Below are 18,848 nucleotides of genomic sequence, written 5' to 3' on the forward strand. Positions count from 1 at the left end.
GCAACGGGCGGGTGTCACTTAAGGTTAGGCATTATCCGGCACCTGCGAAGGGTGGGCCAGATATGAAAAATCCCACAGGCCTGCAGAACATGCCTGTGGGATCGTTTTACCGCTGGGTCTTACTTGATGCGTTGACCCGGCTTGGCGCCGCTGTCCGGGCTCAGCAGGTAGATTTCTTCACCGCCAGGGCCGGCGGCCATCACCATGCCTTCGGAGATGCCGAACTTCATTTTCCGCGGCTTGAGGTTGGCGATCATCATGGTCAGGCGACCGTCGAGTTTCGACGGGTCCGGGTAGGCGCTCTTGATTCCGGAGAACACGTTGCGCTGCTCGTCACCGATGTCCAGCGTCAGGCGCAGCAGCTTGTCGGCACCTTCCACATGTTCAGCCTTGACGATCAGCGCGACGCGCAGGTCGACGGCGGCAAAGGTGTCGAAGTCGATTTCCGGCGACAGCGGATCCTTGGCCAGTTCGCCATTGCCCGCAGGTGTGGCGGCGCCGGTGTCGGTCTGGCTGGCGGTCAGGTCTTCTTTCGAGGCGTCGGTCATGGCTTGCACTTTTACCGGGTCGATGCGGGTCATCAACGGCTTGAATTCATTGAGCTGATGGTTGGCCAGCAGCGTGGTGTGGTCGTTCCAGGTCAGCGGGGCGACGTTGAGGAACGCCTCGGCATCGGCGGCCAGCAGCGGCAGCACCGGTTTGAGGAAGATCACCAGTTGGCGGAACAGGTTGATGCCGGTGGCGCAGATCGCCTGGACTTCATCCTGCTTGCCTTCCTGCTTGTTCAACGACCATGGGGCTTTGTCGGCGATCCAGGCGTTGGCGCGGTCGGCCAGGGCCATGGTTTCACGCATGGCGCGGGCAAAGTCGCGGGCTTCATAGGCGTCGGCAATGCTTGGCGCCGCGGCGAGGAAGGCCTCGGTCAGTTCTGGCGCAGCATTGTTGTCGACCAGCAGGCCGCCGTTGCCCTTGTGGATGAAACCAGCGCAACGGCTGGCGATGTTGACCACTTTGCCGACCAGGTCGGAGTTGACCTTCTGCACGAAGTCTTCGAGGTTCAGGTCGAGGTCATCGACACCACGGCCCAATTTGGCCGCGTAGTAGTAACGCAGGTATTCCGGCGACAGGTGATCCAGGTAGGTACGCGCCTTGATGAACGTGCCACGGGACTTGGACATCTTCTGGCCGTTGACGGTCAGGTAGCCGTGCACGTTGATCCCGGTCGGCTTGCGGAAACCGGCGCCTTCGAGCATGGCAGGCCAGAACAGGGCGTGGAAGTTGACGATGTCCTTGCCGATGAAGTGGTACAGCTCGGCGGTGGAGTCCTTGCCCCAGAACGCGTCGAAGTCCAGCTCCGGCGTGCGGTCGCAGAGGTTCTTGAAGCTCGCCATGTAGCCGATCGGCGCATCCAGCCACACATAGAAATATTTGCCCGGCTCGTCCGGAATCTCGAAACCGAAGTACGGCGCATCGCGGGAGATGTCCCACTGTTGCAGGCCGGCGTCCAGCCACTCGGCGATCTTGTTGGCCACGGCGTCCTGCAGGGTGCCGCTGCGGGTCCAGGTCTGCAGCATCTGCTGGAAGTCTGGCAGCTTGAAGAAGAAGTGCTGGGAATCCTTGAGCACCGGAGTGGCGCCGGAGATGGCCGACTTCGGATCCTTCAGGTCGGTCGGGGCGTAGGTCGCACCGCATTTTTCGCAGTTGTCGCCGTACTGGTCTTCAGTGCCGCATTTCGGGCAGGTGCCCTTGATGAAGCGGTCGGCCAGGAACATTTTCTTTTCCGGGTCGAAATACTGGGTAATCGAGCGCTGGGCAATGTGCCCGGCATCGCGCAGCTTCAGGTAGATCTGGCTCGACAGCTCACGGTTTTCTTCGGCGTGAGTGGAGTGGAAGTTGTCGAAGTCGACCAGGAACTCGGCAAAGTCGGCGCTGTGTTCAGCCTGCACATTGGCGATCAGTTGTTCCGGGGTGATGCCTTCTTTTTCCGCGCGCAGCATGATCGCCGAACCGTGGGCGTCGTCGGCGCAGACATAAATGCATTGATTGCCGCGATGCTTCTGGAAGCGCACCCACATATCGGTCTGGATGTATTCCAGCATATGGCCAAGGTGGATCGAACCGTTGGCGTAGGGCAGGGCGCTGGTGACGAGGATCTTGCGTGGTTCGGACATGTGGGGCTTCGCTACTTGATGAAACGGAGGTCGGCCACTATAAAGCGCTGGCGCATATTTTTCACCCTGTGCCGCTGGGTACTTTGAGAGCATTTGTGGCGAGGGGATTTATCCCCGATGGGTGGCGAAGCCGCCCCCAAACCCGATATCAGGGCCTGTCAGACACACTGCGGGTGATGGTTTTGCGACTGCTGCGCAGCCGATCGGGGATAAATCCCCTCGCCACAGGGGTTAACGGGTTGAAGTAATCAGTTCGCCACAAATCAGCGTCCAGCGTACGATACCCGCCATCTTTTCCCAGTCTTGTTATCGGAGTTGCCCATGAGTGCCGTCACTCGCGCAGCGGTGGAAGCCGTCCTCAGCCAATACACCGACCCCTACCTGAACCAGGACCCGGTCAGCGCCGGTTGCGTGAAGCACATCGAGATCGATGGCGACCGCGTCAAGGTTCAGCTGGAAATCGGTTACGCCGCCGGCCTGTTCAAGAGCGGCTGGGCGCAGTTGCTGCAACTGGCCATCGAAAACCTCGATGGGGTGACGAGCGCCATGGTCGAGGTCAACAGCGTGATCGCCGCGCACAAGGCTCAGGCCCAGATCCCGGGGCTGGCCAACGTCAAGAACGTGGTCGCCGTGGCTTCGGGCAAGGGCGGTGTGGGCAAGTCGACCACCGCGGCCAACCTCGCGCTGGCGCTGGCCCGTGAAGGCGCCAAAGTGGGGATTCTCGACGCTGACATTTATGGCCCGAGCCAGGGCATCATGTTCGGCATCCCCGAGCGCACCCGCCCCGAGGTCAAGGATCAGAAGTGGTTCGTGCCGCTCAAGGCCCACGGTGTCGAAGTCATGTCGATGGCGTTCCTGACCGACGACAACACGCCGATGGTCTGGCGCGGGCCGATGGTCTCCGGCGCGTTGCTGCAACTGGTGACGCAAACCGCGTGGGGCGATCTCGATTATCTGGTCATCGACATGCCGCCAGGCACTGGCGATATCCAGCTGACCCTGGCGCAGAAAGTCCCGGTGGCCGGTGCGGTGATCGTCACCACCCCGCAGGATCTGGCGCTGCTGGACGCACGCAAAGGCGTGGAAATGTTCCGCAAGGTCAACATCCCGGTGCTGGGCGTGGTGGAAAACATGGCGGTGCACATCTGCTCGAACTGCGGACATGCCGAGCATCTGTTCGGTGAGGGCGGTGGCGAGAAACTGGCCACCCAATATGGCGTTGAACTGCTGGCCTCGCTGCCGCTGTCGATGCTGATCCGCGAGCAGGCCGATGGCGGCAAGCCAACGGTGATCGCCGAACCGGACAGCCAGATCGCGATGGTCTATCAGGAACTGGCCCGCCACGTCGGCGCGCGCATTGTGTTGCAGGAAGCGGCGACGCCGGCGATGCCTAACATCAGCATCAGCGACGATTGATCGGCGTCGTTTGCTAAAAGATCGCAGCCTGCGGCAGCTCCTACAGAAAAGCTCTGTGTAGGAGCTGCCGCAGGCTGTGATCTTTTGATCTTGCTTTAGATGCGCAACCCGCCATCCATCTCCAGAATCCGCCCGGTGTAGTAGTCGTTCTCGAAGATGTACGCTGCCGAATGGGCAATCTCTTCCGGCTTGCCCATGCGCTTGAGCGGGATACCCGAAGTCATTTTCTCCAGCGCTTCGGGCTTCATGCCCAGGGTCATCTCGGTTTCGATGAAGCCCGGCGCAATGCCCGCCACACGAATGCCGTAACGCGCCAGTTCCTTGGCCCAGGTCACAGTGGCTGCGGCCACGCCAGCCTTGGCGGCGGAATAGTTGGTCTGGCCGACGTTACCGGCGCGGGAGATCGATGAGATGTTGATGATCGCGCCGCTGGTCTTCAGCTCGACCATTTTCGCCGCCACTTCACGGGTGCACAGGAACACGCCGGTCAGGTTGACGTCGATCACCGCCTGCCACTGGGCCAGGCTCATTTTGGTCATTTCGCCATCTTTGACCTTGAGCAGCAGGCCATCGCGCAGGATCCCGGCGTTGTTGATCAGGCCGTGGATCGCGCCGAAATCTTCGGCAACCTGCGCGACCATGTGCTCAACCTGTTCTTCATTGGCCACGTTGCACAGATAGCTGCGCGCCTCGACGCCCTTGGCTTTGCAGGCTGCCACCGCGTCATCGAGTTTTTCCTGATTGAGGTCGACCAGTGCGAGCCTGGCGCCTTTGCCGGCGAAATACTCGGCCATGGAGCGGCCCAAACCCTGGCAACCGCCGGTGATAATGATTACTTTGTTGTTGAGTTGCATGCGCATGCCCCGATAGCCGGTCTGAGTGGTTTTTGTTATTGGCGACGCTCGATCTGTGCCGGTATGGCCAGATTGCACATGAGCATTGCCCGATGGCGCTACAGGGACTTATCCCCCGGCGCCTGTCCGTTTTTTCGACGGATTCTATTTAAGGAGTCATAAATTGAGCGTTGAAGCGGCCAAGAATGCCCGAGAATTGCTTCTCAAGGAATACCGTGGCGTATTGTCGACCCACTCCAAATCGATGCCCGGTTTCCCGTTCGGCTCAGTGGTGCCGTATTGTCTGGACGAGCAAGGCCGGCCGCTGATCCTGATCAGCCGCATCGCCCAGCACACTCACAACCTGCAGAAAGACCCGAAGTGTTCGCTGCTGGTGGGGGAACGCGAGGCCGACGACGTGCAGGCCGTTGGTCGCCTGACCTATCTGGCCGAGGCGCAAAAGCTCGAAGAACCGGCGGCTATCGAAGCCGCCGCCGAGCGTTACTACCGTTATTTCCCCGATTCGCAGAATTACCACAAGGCTCACGATTTTGATTTCTGGGTGCTCAACCCGGTACGTCACCGCTACATCGGCGGTTTCGGCGCGATTCACTGGGTCGATCAGTTGACCCTGGCCAACCCGTTTGCCGGCAAGGCGGAAATCAGCATGGTCGAGCATATGAACAGCGATCACGCCCAAGCCATCGCGCATTACGTGGAACTCAGCGGATTGCCGCAAACCGTACCGGCGCAACTGGCCGGAATCGACAGCGAAGGCATGCACCTGCGCATCGGTCAGGCACTGTATTGGCTGCCGTTTCCAGCGCCTTGTCATACGCCGATACAAGTGCGCGAGGCCTTGGTTTCTCTGGCTCACGCCGAGGTCTGGCCAAAAAATGCAGTGGCCGACGCTTGAATTCACGAAAGGGCGACGTCATCTAAGGCTTACTGCAAGGCATTTCTTGCGTTGAGGAATCTTTGATGCGCCCTTTTTTGTTGCTCTTTCTGCTGTTTCCGGTGCTGGAGCTGTTCGTATTCGTCAAAGTGGCAGGGGCGATCGGGTTTTTCCCGGCCCTGCTGCTGATCATTCTCGGCTCGATGTTCGGCGTGTTCGTGCTGCGCATCGCCGGTCTGGCCACGGCACTGCGTGCCCGTGAAAGCCTGAATCGCGGTGAACTGCCCGCGCAGACCATGCTTGAAGGCCTGATGCTGGCACTGGCCGGTGGCCTGCTGATCCTGCCGGGTTTCGTCAGTGACGTGGTCGGTCTGGTGATGTTGTTGCCGTTCACCCGTCGCCTGCTGGCGAACAAGATGCGCCAGCGCGCCGAGGAGCAGGCCATCCGTCAGCGTGCTTTCGCCGACGACCTGCAACCGCGTGGTGGTCCTGCACCGCGTCAGCCTCTGGGTCGCGAGGGTGATGTGATCGAAGGCGAGTTCGAACATCGCGACAGCCAGTAACCCCTGCATCGACACGGCACCTTCGGGTGCCGTTTCTTTATGCGCGGCATTCAAGGGGCACATGATGAAAAAATTTCTGTCCCCGCCCTTGTAATAAGCTTATGCGCCCTTATGTATCGGTCACCGAAAGGTTTCCGGCATTCAAGCCGGACAGACTTCCGCGGTTTGCTCGACAAACCGCAACCGGCGCAGGCCGGATTTGTTAAACCCGCCGGGACTACACCGGCCGATGAAAACCACAATTAGGAGAGATCGACAATGAAGCTTCGTCCTCTGCATGACCGCGTCGTCATCCGTCGCAGCGAAGAAGAAAAGAAAACCGCTGGCGGTATCGTCCTGCCAGGTTCGGCTGCTGAAAAAGCCAACCACGGTGTGATCGTCGCTGCAGGCCCAGGCAAGACTCTGGAAAACGGTGAAGTGCGTGCGCTGGCCGTTAAAGTCGGCGACAAGGTTGTGTTCGGTCCTTACTCCGGCAGCAACACTGTGAAAGTCGACGGCGAAGACCTGCTGGTAATGGCTGAGAACGAGATTCTCGCTGTACTGGAAGGCTGATTTCCCCGCTCATTTTCCCGTTACTACAAAGTATTTAAGGAATATCGATCATGGCTGCTAAAGAAGTTAAGTTCGGCGATGCCGCCCGCTCCAAGATGCTCAAAGGCGTCAACGTTCTGGCTGACGCGGTAAAAGCGACCCTGGGCCCGAAAGGCCGTAACGTGATCCTCGAGAAGAGCTTCGGCGCTCCGACCATCACCAAGGACGGCGTTTCCGTCGCCAAGGAAATCGAACTCGAAGATCGCTTCGAAAACATGGGCGCGCAGCTGGTCAAAGACGTTGCCTCCCGTGCCAACGATGACGCTGGTGACGGTACTACCACCGCGACCGTTCTGGCTCAGTCGATCGTCAACGAAGGCCTGAAAGCCGTCGCTGCCGGCATGAACCCGATGGACCTGAAGCGCGGTATCGATAAAGCCACCATCGCCATCGTCAAAGAGCTGAAAGCCCTGTCCAAGCCATGCGCTGACACCAAGGCAATCGCTCAGGTCGGCACCATCTCCGCCAACTCCGACAACTCCATCGGCGACATCATTGCCGAAGCCATGGAAAAGGTCGGTAAAGAAGGCGTGATCACCGTTGAAGAAGGCTCGGGCCTGGAAAACGAACTGTCGGTTGTAGAAGGCATGCAGTTCGACCGTGGCTACCTGTCCCCGTACTTCGTCAACAAGCCGGACACCATGGTGGCCGAGCTCGACGGCCCGCTGATCCTGCTGGTCGACAAGAAGATCTCGAACATCCGCGAAATGCTGCCAGTGCTGGAAGCCGTTGCCAAAGCCGGCCGTCCACTGCTGATCGTTGCCGAAGACGTTGAAGGCGAAGCCCTGGCGACTCTGGTTGTGAACAACATGCGTGGCATCGTCAAGGTTGCAGCCGTCAAGGCTCCAGGCTTCGGCGACCGTCGCAAGGCCATGCTGCAGGACATCGCCGTTCTGACTGGCGGTACCGTGATCTCCGAAGAGATCGGCCTGAGCCTGGAAAGCACCACCCTGGAGCACCTGGGTAACGCCAAGCGTGTGACCCTGTCCAAGGAAAACACCATCATCGTTGACGGTGCTGGCGTTGAAGCCGACATCCAGGCGCGTATCGCTCAGATCCGTGCTCAGGTTGCCGAAACTTCCTCGGACTACGACCGTGAAAAACTGCAAGAGCGTCTGGCCAAACTGTCCGGCGGCGTTGCAGTGATCAAGGTTGGCGCTGGTTCCGAAGTTGAAATGAAAGAGAAGAAGGCCCGCGTTGAAGACGCCCTGCACGCAACCCGTGCAGCCGTTGAAGAAGGCGTGGTACCTGGCGGTGGCGTTGCGCTGATCCGTGCTCTGGAAGCCCTGACCGAACTGACCGGCGACAACGCTGACCAGAACGTCGGTATCGCTGTACTGCGTCGCGCCGTTGAAGCGCCGCTGCGTCAGATCGCTGCCAACTCCGGTGACGAGCCAAGCGTAGTGGTCAACGAAGTGAAGAACGGCAAAGGTAACTTCGGTTACAACGCTGCTTCCGGCGAATACGGCGACATGATCGAAATGGGCATCCTGGACCCAACCAAGGTCACCCGTTCCGCTCTGCAAGCTGCAGCCTCGATCGGCGGTCTGATCCTGACCACCGAAGCAGCTGTTGCTGATGCACCGAAGAAAGAAGGCTCGGCTGGCGGCGGTATGCCAGACATGGGCGGCATGGGTGGCATGGGCGGCATGATGTAAGCCAGCCTTACCCCTGTAACGAAAAACCCCGCCTGCGATGAGCAGGCGGGGTTTTTTATTGCCTTCGATTTGTCGTTGGCGCTATACCGAGGTGCGCCCATCGCTGGCAAGCCAGCTCCCACAGGTTTAGCGCAATCCTTGTGGGAGCTGGCTCGCCAGCGATGGCGTCATGTCAGTCAACACAGAGGCTGACTGACACAACGATGTCCATCTTCAGTTAACGATCACTGACCTGCGGAGCCTCTTCTTTCACAGGCTTCCAGCTCAGCAACTGCTGTTTGAAGCCATAACTGGCGGTCTGGTAATAGGTGATCGCGCGGGTAATCAGCGGGTCGTCACTGCTGACCCGCGATTCACGGCTCTCGGTCAACGCATCGTCATGCCGGCGCAAGCCCTGGCGCGGACTGAGGATCGCCAGATCCTTGCCATCGAACAGGCCCAGATGTTGATAGTTGCCGACCACCACGCGCGGTGGCAGCGGGTTGTCCTGCAACAGGTTGCGGCCGAAGAACGTCGAGGTGTAATCCAGGTTCAGCAAGCCCAGCAGCGTCGGGGCCAGATCGATCTGGCTGGCCAGTTGCGCGCTTTCGCGAGCCTCGATCATTTTCGGCGCGTAGATGAACAGCGGGATCTGATAGTTGGTGATCGGCAAGTCTTCTTTACCGGCACTGCCTGCAGTGTGGTCAGCGACGAAAATGAAGATCGTATTGTCGAACCACGGTTTCTGCCGCGCCTGCTCGAGGAACTGGCCAATCGCATAGTCGGTGTACTTCACCGCGCCATCGCGGCCGTTTCCGGACTTGATGTCGATGCGGTTGTCCGGGTAGGTGTAAGGGCGATGGTTTGAGGTGGTCATCAGTTGCAGCAGAAACGGCTGCTGTTTGGCGTAGTCGGCGTCCGCCAGTTTCAGGGTCTGGCGATACAGATCTTCGTCGGCCATGCCCCAGGCGTTTTTGAAGTGGATTTCGGCTTCATCGACGCTGCTCTGATCGACGACGCGATAGCCGTTGCCGCTGAAGAACGCGTTCATGTTGTCGAAGTAACCGCGTCCGCCGTAAACGAACACACTGTCGTAACCTACGGCGCTGAGCTGTTGGCCAAGGCTGGCGAAACCGCTCTCACGACCGATGCGCTTGACGATCGAGCGGCCCGGCGTTGGCGGGATGGCCAGGGTGATGGCTTCCAGACCGCGGTCGGTGCGGGTGCCGGTGGCGTAGAAGTTATTGAAGTACAGACTCTGCTTGCGCAAGGCGTCGAGGTTCGGCGTCAGGTTGCGCCCGTCGCCGTTGCTGCCCAGGTACTTGGCGCTCAGGCTTTCGATGGTCACCAGCACGATGTTCGGCTTGCGCGGGGTGCCCGGGTTGTCGATCACCCGGCGGATGTCCTGTGGATCTTTGCCAATGAAGCGCGCGTCGCTTTCACTCAGCTCGGAACGGATCTGGCTGGCGACTTTTTCCGCCGGCAGGCTTTTGTAGAACTGGGTGTAGTCCAGTTCATTGTTACGGAACGCGGCGAAGAACTGATACGGACCGTTGCTGGCCAGTTCGTTCTGGTAGGCGTTGCCGCCCTGGGCACGAGGGGCGTCCTGGCTGAGCAGTTGCAGGCTAAGGCCCGCGACGATCAACAGGCCCAAGGCACTGAGCAGACGTCCGCGCAGCGCTGGCAGCGGAGCATTCATGGCGGCATTGAACGGCTTGCGCAAAGCGAAACTGATGACAACGGCCAATACGGCGAGGAGGCTCAGCAGTTTGCCGATCGGGTAGGATTCGAGGACGTTGTTCAGCACTTCGTCGGAGTACACCAGGTAATCGACGGCGATGAAGTTGAAGCGTACGCCGAACTCGTCCCAGAACAGCCATTCGGCCACCGCCACGAACAACATGGCGAACAGGCTGATCGTCAGCAGGACGCGCAGGAATCCGCGATGTCCGCGACGACGCCACAGGCCCGGCGGGCAGAGCAGCAGGTACAGGCCCATTGGCAGTGCCGCGTAGGCAAGGAACCCCAGGTCATACAGCGCACCGATGCCGAACACGGAAAGGGCGAGGCCACCGGCCTCATCCAGGTGAGTCAGCAGCAGGACTGCTCGCGTCAGGAGAAAAATGACCAGCCAGGCGCCGGTGATCAGCAGCAGAAAGCGCATGGGCGCTGTCTTGAAAGAGTCCATTGTCTCGTTTTCCTTATATCAATGGCGCGCGAGTGTCGCGGCGTCACTGTAATCAGGTTGTGAATCGATAGTGAAAACTTTGTTAATTATTTAATTTGTCCGGGCAAATGGACTTGCGCGTATGCCGGCCCTAGCCCTGAACCGGCGTAGGCCTTAAGCTGCGCGGGCCAAGACGGCCGTTACTGTACGGAGGAAATGCCAATGCGAATTCTATTGGTCGAAGACAACCGCGATATCCTGGCCAATCTGGCCGATTACCTGGGGCTCAAAGGCTATACCGTCGATTGCGCCCAGGACGGTTTGTCGGGCTTGCATCTGGCGGCCACCGAGCATTACGACCTGATTGTGCTCGACATCATGTTGCCCGGGATCGATGGCTACACCCTGTGCAAGCGCCTGCGTGAAGACGCGCGGCGCGACACGCCGGTGATCATGCTCACCGCCCGCGATCAACTGGACGATCGTCTGCAGGGCTTCAAGTCCGGGGCCGACGATTACCTGGTCAAGCCGTTTGCCCTGTCCGAACTGGCGGCGCGCGTCGAGGCCGTCATGCGCCGGACTCAGGGTGGCGGACGCCGTGCGCTGCAGGTCGGTGACCTGAGCTACGACCTCGACACCCTGGAAGTGACCCGCGAGGGCAAGCTGCTCAAGCTCAACCCGGTCGGCCTCAAACTGCTGGCGGTGTTGATGCAGAAGAGCCCTCACGTCCTGCGGCGGGAAATTCTCGAAGAAGCGCTGTGGGGCGATGACTGCCCGGACAGCGACAGCCTGCGCAGCCATGTCCATCAATTGCGTCAGGTGATCGACAAGCCCTTCGCCAAACCGTTGCTGCAAACCGTGCACGGCGTGGGTTACCGCCTGGCCGAGGGGCGTGATGGAGTTTAAGCAAAGCCTTTCACAGCGGATCATCATCGCCTTTGCGCTGATGAGTGCGCTGGTGGCCGGGGCCTTCGCCATGGGTATTGTGGCGACCGTGCACCTGGTGGAGGAAAAACTGATTTCGGCGGGGCTGGGCGGCGACCTGCAACGTCTGTTGCTGATGGACAACGTCTCGGACTGGAGCCATCGCCCGGAACCGGATCAGTTGTTCTATTTCAGCGGTGGGCCAGGCGATTTCGAGCTGCCCAAGGATCTGCGTCACCTTGATGCGGGCTTCCACGAAGTGTTCCGCGAGCAGTTGTCTTATCACGCGATGGTCGAGATCGTCGACGGCCGTCGTTATGTCCTGCTGCAGGATCAAAGCGATTTCGAAGAACGTGAACGCGTGCTGTTTGCCGTGGTGCTGGTGGGTTTTGTGCTCAGTCTGGCGCTGGCGGTGTTTCTCGGCTGGGTGTTGGCGCGCAAGGTCATGGCGCCAGTGGTGCGCCTGGCGCGGCAAGTGCGCCACCGCGATCAATTGCTGGGGCTGGCGCCACCCCTGGCGCCGGATTATGCGGCGGATGAGGTCGGCGAACTGGCGGTGGCGTTCGATGCCACGCTCGGGCGTCTGCGGCAGGCACTGACCCGCGAGCGGCTGTTCACCAGCGATGTCAGCCACGAACTGCGTACGCCGTTGATGGTGTTGGCCAGTTCCTGCGAGCTGCTTCTGGAAAACCCGGGGCTGGATCAGCGCGGTCGGGCCCAGGTCGAGCGAATTGCCCGAGCCAGCGAGGAAATGCGCGAACTGGTGCAGACCTTCTTGATGCTCGCCCGCGCTCAGCGGGAAGACGCCGGTTCCGCGCCGCAGCAGACCCTTGCCCAGGTGGCTGACGGACTGCTGGGTATCTGGCGTGAACCGATCGAGTCGAAAGGGCTGCGACTGATGTACGAGTCGGGCAACCCGCCGGACACCTGCTTCAATGCCACCCTGCTCAGCGCAGTCATGGGTAATCTGCTGCGCAATGCCTGTCACTACACCGAACATGGATTCATTCGCCTGACACTCAACGACAACGGTTTCGTCGTCGAAGACTCGGGTGTGGGTATTCCCGAGGAAAAACGCGAAGCCATGTTCCAGCCCTTCGTGCGTGGCAATGAAAAGCGCGGTGAAGGCTTGGGGCTGGGCTTGTCACTGGTGCAGCGAATCTGTGAAAACCAGGGCTGGGAGGTGACGTTGAGCACCATGGAGCCTAATGGTTGCCGCTTCGAGGTCACGCTGGGCAAGCGCTGAAGATCGTTGATGGCCCCGCGCTATTGCTTTTCGCGTGTAAAACCCTGTAATAATTTGTCGGTTTACCTGACGTAATTTTCACATAGGGACGACCTGACGCTGACATGCCACTACCTATGGTAAGGGTATCAGTCAATCAGGAGCCCCCATGATGAGCAGACCGATCAAGCTCGATTTTTCCGAAAAGTATGATGACCAGCATGCACAAAAATATTTGCGCAAGCATCAGGACGGTCTAGGTCGTCGGTTGTCTCACTGGCGGGACGAGCAGTTGGCCCGCAAGGCGTTGACGCTGGCCGGCGAGCCGGGGCTGGTTCTGGATCTGCCGTGCGGTGCAGGGCGTTTCTGGCCGTTGCTGGCGGAAAAACCCAACCGGGTGATCATTGGTGCGGACAATTCCGAGTCGATGATCAAGACCGCGATGCAATCGCAACCGGCTGACGTCGTGAAACGGGTACAACCTTTGCACACGTCAGCGTTCGACATTGCTTTGCCCGATAACGCCGTCGACAGCATTTTCTGCATGCGGTTGCTGCATCACATCGGTGAAGCCGAGCACCGGCGGGCGATTCTGCGCGAGTTCGAGCGCGTCACCCGTGATAGCGTCATCATTTCGTTGTGGGTGGACGGTAATTTCAAGGCCTGGAAACGCAAGCGCGCCGAGCGGCGTCGCGGGCAGGAAGGTTACCAGAACCGGTTTGTGTTACCGGCTGTGACAGTTGAAAAAGAATTCGAAGAAGCAGGTTTTCGCATTCAGGAACAACTCGATTTTATCCCGCTCTATGCCATGTGGCGGGTTTACGTATTACGCAAGAGGTAACAGGATGGTGGTGCAAATAGCAGCAGAAACGGAAGTCGCTCCCCAGGATCGCTTCGATTACTACTGGAACCAGCGCGGTGAATGGGTGGAAGAGCCCAACGTACGCCGTGGCGGGGAAAGTGGTGTGCAACGGGTCGTGGGCCGTGACGGCCAGTTACTGTATGCCAAGCGCCAGACCGGACATATCTATCGCAGCTGGTTGCATCCTTTCGGCCGTCCGACGGTCTTGCGCGAGCTGGATGCGCTGACCGGCGTCAGCCGTCTCGGCGTCCGCGTCCCGCAAATCGTCTTCTGCGGCGCGCAGCCCGATCCGCAATACAAGTGGCGTGCGCTGTTGGTGACCAAGTCACTGGACGGCTTCGACGAACTTGAAAAGTGGGAAGCCGCCGGTGGTCGTGCGCAATACGGCGAAGCCGTCTACGAGCGCGTGCTCAAGGACCTGGCAGAAAACCTCGCGCGCATGCACAAGGGCCGCTGGCAGCACAGCTGTATCTACATCAAACACGTATTTGTACGGGTGACCGGTGAGGGCGACGCGGCGCAGGTCGAGGTGGCATTGATCGATCTGGAAAAATGCCGCCAGCGTCTGACCGCTTATCGCGCGGCCTCCCATGACATGAAGCAATTGCGTCGCCATTCGTCGTTCAGCGACACGGACTGGAAAAAACTCGTCTACTTTTATGAGACGGCGTTTGGCAGCGCTATCAAAGGTTTATAGCGATGAAACTCGAAATTGCACGAGGTTTGTTTTTGGTTGGAGCCTTGGCAGTTGCTTCATTGGCGGTGGCGGCCTGGGAGCAGCCCCGCATGCAGGTGATCGGTGCCACTACCGGCGATGCTCACTGCGCAGTACCACGGGTGGCGAAAGCCACCGTGGCGACTAAACCCGACCATGATCTGTTGTTGTTCATGTTCGGACTTTCTCAAGGGATGAGGCCACAGAGTTGAACCGATTGAAGCCAAAATGAAAGGCCTCGCAGATGCGAGGCCTTTTTTATGCATGAATGAAAATCCCCTGTGTAGGAGCTGCCGAAGGCTGCGATCTTTTGATCTTGATCTCGGCTTTTAAAAACAAAATCAAAAGATCGTCCGAACGCGGCCCGAACCTTCGGCAGCTCCTACAGGGGTCAGGTCATGGCTTTGGATCAGGTTTGGCCAGCAGGGTGTAGATGCATGGCAAAACGAACAGGGTAAACAAGGTGCCGATCGACATCCCCGTGGCAATCACCATGCCGATATCAAACCGGCTCACCGCACCGGCACCGGTCGCCAGAATCAACGGCACCATGCCGAACACCATCGCCGCCGTGGTCATCAACACCGGGCGCAAGCGGATTGCCGCGGCTTCCTCGACCGCTTCGCGCGCGGTCAGGCCTTTGTCCTTGCGTAACTGGTTGGCGAATTCGACGATCAGGATCCCGTGCTTGCTGATCAACCCGATCAATGTCACCAGACCGACCTGGGTGTAGATGTTCATGCTCGACCAGCCAAGGAACAGCGGAATCAACGCACCACAGATCGACAGCGGCACCGTCACCAGAATCACCAACGGGTCGCGGAAGCTTTCGAACTGCGCCGCCAGCACCAGGAAAATAATCGCCAACGCGAGGGCGAAGGTTACCCACAGGGCGCTGCCTTCCTGCACGTACTGGCGCGAGGCGCCACCATAGTCGAAAGCGAAACCCGCCGGCGCTTCTTCCCGGGCGATCTGCAGCACGGTGTCGATGGCCTCGCCCATGCTGACCAGCGGGAATCCGGAAATCTTCGCCGCGTTGAGTTGCTGGAACTGGTTGAGCTGGCGCGGTCGCGCCCGGTCGCTGACCTTGATCAGGGTCGACAGCGGCAGCAGCTCGCCCTGGGTGTTCTTCACGTAGTAGTTGTTCAGCCAGCCGGGGTTTTCGCGGTACGGTCGCTCGACCTGGGCAATCACCTTGTAACTGCGGCCTTCGATGGTGAAACGGTTGATTTCCGCCTCACCCAGCAGCGTCGCCAGGGTGCCGCCCAGGTCGAGCATCGACACGCCCATCTGCGCGGCTTTGGCACGGTCGATATCGACCACCACTTCCGGTTTGTCGAATGCCAGGTCGAGGTCGACGAAGGCGAACTTACCCGACTCCATCGCACGTTTCTTGATCCGGTCGGCCACTTGCAGCAGCAATTCGTAGTCGTTGGCGGTATTGACCACGAATTCGAACGGCAAACCTTCACCGGTGCCGGGCAAGGAGGGCAGGTTGAAGCCGAAAATCTGCAGGCCGGGGATACTCGCCAGTTTGCCTTGCACCTCGGGCAGGATCTGCATCTGCGTGCGGCTGCGCTCGTTCCACGGCTTGAGCAGGAAGCCACCGATGCCCGCCTGCACGCCGTTGTAGCCGTTGATCTGGAACGAGGAGTAGTACTCCGGAAACTCCTTGAAGATCTTGATGAATTCGTCGGTGTAGGTGCTCAGGTAATCGAGGTTGGTCGGCTGGGGGGCCGTGGCCATCATGAAGATGATGCCCTGATCCTCATCCGGTGCCAGTTCCGACTTGGTGAACTTTAGAAACACCGGGATCAGGCACAGCACGATCACTGCGAACACCAGCACCACCGGCCGCGTGTTCAAGGTGCCGTGGAGCATGCTCTGGTAGCGGCGTTTGAGGCTGTCGAAAATGCGGTCGAGGCGGTGTGCCAGGCCACTGGGGTTTTCTTCGTGGCGCAACAGCAGGGCGCACATCATCGGCGACAGGGTCAGGGCGACAATCCCGGAAATCACCACGGCACCGGCCAGGGTCAGGGCGAACTCCTTGAACAAGGCCCCGGTCAGTCCGGTGAGGAAGCCGATCGGCGCATACACCGCCGCCAGGGTGATGGTCATCGACACCACCGGCATGGCGATTTCCCGTGCGCCTTCCAGTGCGGCCTCCAGCGGCGTCTTGCCTTCCTCGATATGCCGGTGGATGTTCTCCACCACCACGATCGCGTCGTCCACCACCAGACCGATGGCCAGCACCATTGCCAGCAGGGTCAGCAGGTTGATCGAGTAGCCCATCATCTGCATGAAGAACATCACGCCGATCATCGACAGCGGGATGGTCACCACCGGGATCACCACCGAGCGCAACGCGCCGAGGAACAGGAACACCACCACGATGACGATCAGCACCGCTTCGAACAGGGTTTTCACCACTTCATCGATCGAGGCCTGAATAAACAGCGTGGCGTCGTAGGCAATCTCGCTCTTGAGGTTGGGCGGCAGCTGCGCTTCCAGCTCCGGCATCAGCTTGCGCACTTCGCGGATCACGTCCAGCGGGTTGGCCCCGGGCGTGGCCTTGATGCCGATGTACACCGACGGCGTGCCGCCGAACGAGCTGATCGAATCGTAGTTTTCCGCGCCCATCTCGACCCGCGCCACGTCACTGAGCAGCACGCGGCTGTCGCCACTGACCTTGAGCGGAATCGCCGCGAAGGCTTCGGCGGATTTCAGTTCGGTGTTGGCGTTGATGCTGGTCACCACGTATTCGCCCTTCACCTCGCCGGCGGCGGAGAGGAAGTTGTACTGGCGCACGGCGTTGGTCACATCGCTGGCGCTGAGGCCGAAACCGGCGAGCTTCACCGGGTCGAGCCACAGGCGCATGGCGAACACCTGATTGCCGAGAATCTCCGCTTCGGCCATGCCCGGCAGGGTCGCCAGTTTCGGCTGGATCACCCGCGACAGGTAGTCGGTGATCTGCGGGTTGCTCAAATCCTTGCTGAAGAAACTGATGTACATCAGCGCCGAGGCGTCGGCTGATTCCTTGCTCAACACCGGGTCTTCGGCGTCTTGCGGCAGTTTGTTCTTCACCTCGTTGGCCTTGGCCAGCAGTTCGGTGAACAAACGGTCGGTGTTGGAACCGATGCGCGCGTAGATCGAGATCACCGAGAAGTTCTGACGGCTGACCGAGGTCATGTAGTCGATGCCTTCGGCGCTGGCCAGGCTTTGCTGCATCGGTTGGGTGATGTAGCCCTGAATGGTCTCGGCGTTCGCCCCGGGGTAGGCGGTGGTCACCGTGATCAGGGCGTTTTCCATTTGCGGGTATTGGCGCAGCGGCAGTTTGCTCCAGGACTGGAAACCCAGCAGCACAATCAGCAGGCTGACCACGGTGGCGAGCACCGGGCGGCGGATGAACGGATCGGTAAAAGCCATGGGGATTCCTTGATCAGTCAGCGCGGGGCGGACTGTTCTGCTCGCCGAAGGTCTTGTCGTCGCTGATGGCAATGTGTGCGCCGTTGTCCAGTTTGATCTGGCCGGCGGTCACCACTTGTTCACCGCTCTGCACGCCCTTGTTGATCATTACCAGGCCATCGCGGCGTTCACCGGTCTCGATGAAACGGCGTTCGGCGATCAGCACCGGCTGGCCCTGGTCGTCCTTGATCACGCTGCCATCCTCGGCCTTCTGTTGCCCGACCACATACAGCGAGTTGCCGTAGAGGGTGTAGGTGATCGCGCTTTCCGGCACCACGATGTGTTGCTGTGGATCGGGCAGCAGCACGTCGAGGCTGGCAAACATGCCCGGCAGCAACTTGCCGTCGGGGTTGGCCAGGGTCGCGCGCACCAGAATATTGCGCGTGGTGCTCTCGACAATCGGGTTGATCGCGCTGATGGCGCCGGGGAAGGTCTGTCCGGGATAGGCCGCGACACCGATCTGCACCGGTTGGCCGATAGCCAGTTTTGGCACCGATTGCTCCGGCACATAGAAGTCGGCGTAGAGGCTGCTCAGATCCTGCAGGGTGGCGATTTTAGTGCCGCTGGCGAGGTAGTCGCCGATGTCGACCTGGCGAATCCCGATGGTGCCGCTGAACGGCGCGACGATGCGCTTTTTCGCCAGTGCTGCATTGAGCTGATTGACCGTGGCCCGCTCCTTTTGCAGCACCGCCGAGAGCCGGTCGTATTCACCTTTGGAGATGGCACGGCTGTCGATCAACTGGCTGCCACGGCCGAAATCCAGTTGCGCCAGGCCCAGATCCGCCTTGGCGGTTTCCAGCAGGGCGGCTTCGACGGCACTGTCGAGCTGCAGCAGTGGCTGCCCGGCCTTGACCTTCTGTCCGGATTCGAATTTGAGTTCAGTGACGGTGCCGGCGACTTCAAGACTCAGCTCGACGCCTTGCAAGGCCTTGAGCGAACCGACGGTGGGCAAACGCATCTGCCACGGCTGTTCGGTAGCGCGAGCCACGGCGACGCTGATCGGCGGTTTCGGTTTGGCAAAGCCCTGGATCATGGTGTAGATCGAAAAGGCTTTGTACCCGCCCAATACCAGGACGACCAGCAAGACAACACCCAACATGATCAGCATGCGGCGACGCAGCATTTTTCCAGTTCCTTGGATAAATCAGGTGAGACAGGCGGGCACATTACCCCGACTCAGGTGGGGATTCCAACTGCCAGTTATTACAGGGGAGGACGGAGTGAAGAAGTCTGAACACTGAACCTGTGGTGAGGGGATTCATCCCCGATGGGTGGCGAAGCCGCCCCAAAACCTGACACCGCGGTCTGTCAATTGAACCGTGTGCGATGGTTTTGCGACTGCTGCGCAGCCGATCGGGGATAAATCCCCTCGCCACAGGTTATG

General features: G+C 59.8%; 15 protein-coding genes. 10 read left to right on the plus strand and 5 right to left on the minus strand.

The features are described from left to right. Positions 1 to 119: 119 nt before the first annotated feature. The gene (metG, locus tag AB1J88_RS26880; protein ID WP_430292354.1) at positions 120 to 2,171 is read right to left on the minus strand and encodes a methionine--tRNA ligase; all 2,052 of its coding nucleotides are present in this window, start codon (positions 2,169 to 2,171) and stop codon (positions 120 to 122) included. 321 nt (positions 2,172 to 2,492) lie between these two features. On the opposite strand from metG, the gene apbC reads away from it, so the two are divergent. Beyond that, entirely contained in the window at positions 2,493 to 3,587 is a 1,095-nt protein-coding gene (apbC, locus tag AB1J88_RS26885) for an iron-sulfur cluster carrier protein ApbC (RefSeq protein WP_430292356.1), read from the plus strand. Between the two features lie 95 nt (positions 3,588 to 3,682). On the opposite strand, the gene AB1J88_RS26890 is transcribed toward apbC, so the two are convergent. Further along, positions 3,683 to 4,441: an SDR family oxidoreductase gene (locus tag AB1J88_RS26890; protein WP_430292358.1), complete on the minus strand. Its 759-nt coding sequence runs from the start codon at positions 4,439 to 4,441 to the stop codon at positions 3,683 to 3,685. 163 nt (positions 4,442 to 4,604) lie between these two features. Here AB1J88_RS26890 and AB1J88_RS26895 point away from each other — a divergent pair, with 163 nt between their 5' ends. The 4 genes from AB1J88_RS26895 to groL all read left to right on the plus strand — a co-directional run bounded on the left by AB1J88_RS26895 (position 4,605) and on the right by groL (position 8,127). Continuing rightward, positions 4,605 to 5,336: a HugZ family protein gene (locus tag AB1J88_RS26895; RefSeq protein WP_108183664.1), complete on the plus strand. Its 732-nt coding sequence runs from the start codon at positions 4,605 to 4,607 to the stop codon at positions 5,334 to 5,336. Between the two features lie 65 nt (positions 5,337 to 5,401). Further along, positions 5,402 to 5,878: an FxsA family protein gene (locus AB1J88_RS26900; RefSeq protein ID WP_086791786.1), complete on the plus strand. Its 477-nt coding sequence runs from the start codon at positions 5,402 to 5,404 to the stop codon at positions 5,876 to 5,878. Between the two features lie 258 nt (positions 5,879 to 6,136). Continuing rightward, positions 6,137 to 6,430 (plus strand): co-chaperone GroES, encoded by a 294-nt coding sequence (locus AB1J88_RS26905; protein WP_003227685.1) that lies wholly within the window; start codon positions 6,137 to 6,139, stop codon positions 6,428 to 6,430. Positions 6,431 to 6,480: 50 nt separating this feature from the next. Beyond that, positions 6,481 to 8,127, plus strand: a complete 1,647-nt coding sequence (groL, locus tag AB1J88_RS26910) for a chaperonin GroEL (protein ID WP_041068396.1) — start codon at positions 6,481 to 6,483, stop codon at positions 8,125 to 8,127. A gap of 217 nt (positions 8,128 to 8,344) precedes the next feature. Here groL and AB1J88_RS26915 read toward each other — a convergent pair whose 3' ends face one another. Then, a complete protein-coding gene (locus AB1J88_RS26915) occupies positions 8,345 to 10,294 on the minus strand; it encodes an LTA synthase family protein (protein ID WP_041068398.1) in 1,950 nt (649 codons plus the stop codon). A gap of 201 nt (positions 10,295 to 10,495) precedes the next feature. Between AB1J88_RS26915 and colR the strand changes: the two genes are divergently transcribed. The 5 genes from colR (at position 10,496) to AB1J88_RS26940 (ending at position 14,211) form a co-directional block, all read left to right on the plus strand. Continuing rightward, positions 10,496 to 11,179: a two-component system response regulator ColR gene (gene colR / locus AB1J88_RS26920; protein ID WP_041068401.1), complete on the plus strand. Its 684-nt coding sequence runs from the start codon at positions 10,496 to 10,498 to the stop codon at positions 11,177 to 11,179. Beyond that, a complete protein-coding gene (locus AB1J88_RS26925; protein ID WP_041068403.1) occupies positions 11,169 to 12,443 on the plus strand; it encodes a sensor histidine kinase in 1,275 nt (424 codons plus the stop codon). The genes colR and AB1J88_RS26925 overlap by 11 nt, the downstream gene beginning before the upstream one ends. Positions 12,444 to 12,594: 151 nt before the next feature. Then, complete coding sequence (locus tag AB1J88_RS26930) at positions 12,595 to 13,263, plus strand: class I SAM-dependent methyltransferase (protein ID WP_041068703.1); 669 nt, start codon at positions 12,595 to 12,597, stop codon at positions 13,261 to 13,263. Between the two features lie 4 nt (positions 13,264 to 13,267). Beyond that, the gene (locus tag AB1J88_RS26935) at positions 13,268 to 13,981 is read left to right on the plus strand and encodes a lipopolysaccharide kinase InaA family protein (protein WP_041068405.1); all 714 of its coding nucleotides are present in this window, start codon (positions 13,268 to 13,270) and stop codon (positions 13,979 to 13,981) included. A 2-nt stretch (positions 13,982 to 13,983) separates the two neighbouring features. Further along, complete coding sequence (locus tag AB1J88_RS26940) at positions 13,984 to 14,211, plus strand: hypothetical protein (RefSeq protein WP_041068407.1); 228 nt, start codon at positions 13,984 to 13,986, stop codon at positions 14,209 to 14,211. 184 nt (positions 14,212 to 14,395) lie between these two features. On the opposite strand, the gene AB1J88_RS26945 is transcribed toward AB1J88_RS26940, so the two are convergent. Then, positions 14,396 to 17,425, minus strand: coding sequence for a multidrug efflux RND transporter permease subunit (locus tag AB1J88_RS26945; RefSeq protein WP_430292360.1), 3,030 nt, complete (start codon positions 17,423 to 17,425; stop codon positions 14,396 to 14,398). A gap of 13 nt (positions 17,426 to 17,438) precedes the next feature. Next, positions 17,439 to 18,587 carry an efflux RND transporter periplasmic adaptor subunit gene (locus tag AB1J88_RS26950; RefSeq protein ID WP_430292361.1) on the minus strand — a complete coding sequence of 383 codons (1,149 nt, stop codon included), beginning with the start codon at positions 18,585 to 18,587 and terminating at the stop codon, positions 17,439 to 17,441. Positions 18,588 to 18,848: the final 261 nt, after the last annotated feature.

It is taken from the genome of Pseudomonas sp. S8, assembly GCF_050473925.1.
Lineage (GTDB): Bacteria > Pseudomonadota > Gammaproteobacteria > Pseudomonadales > Pseudomonadaceae > Aquipseudomonas > Aquipseudomonas parakoreensis.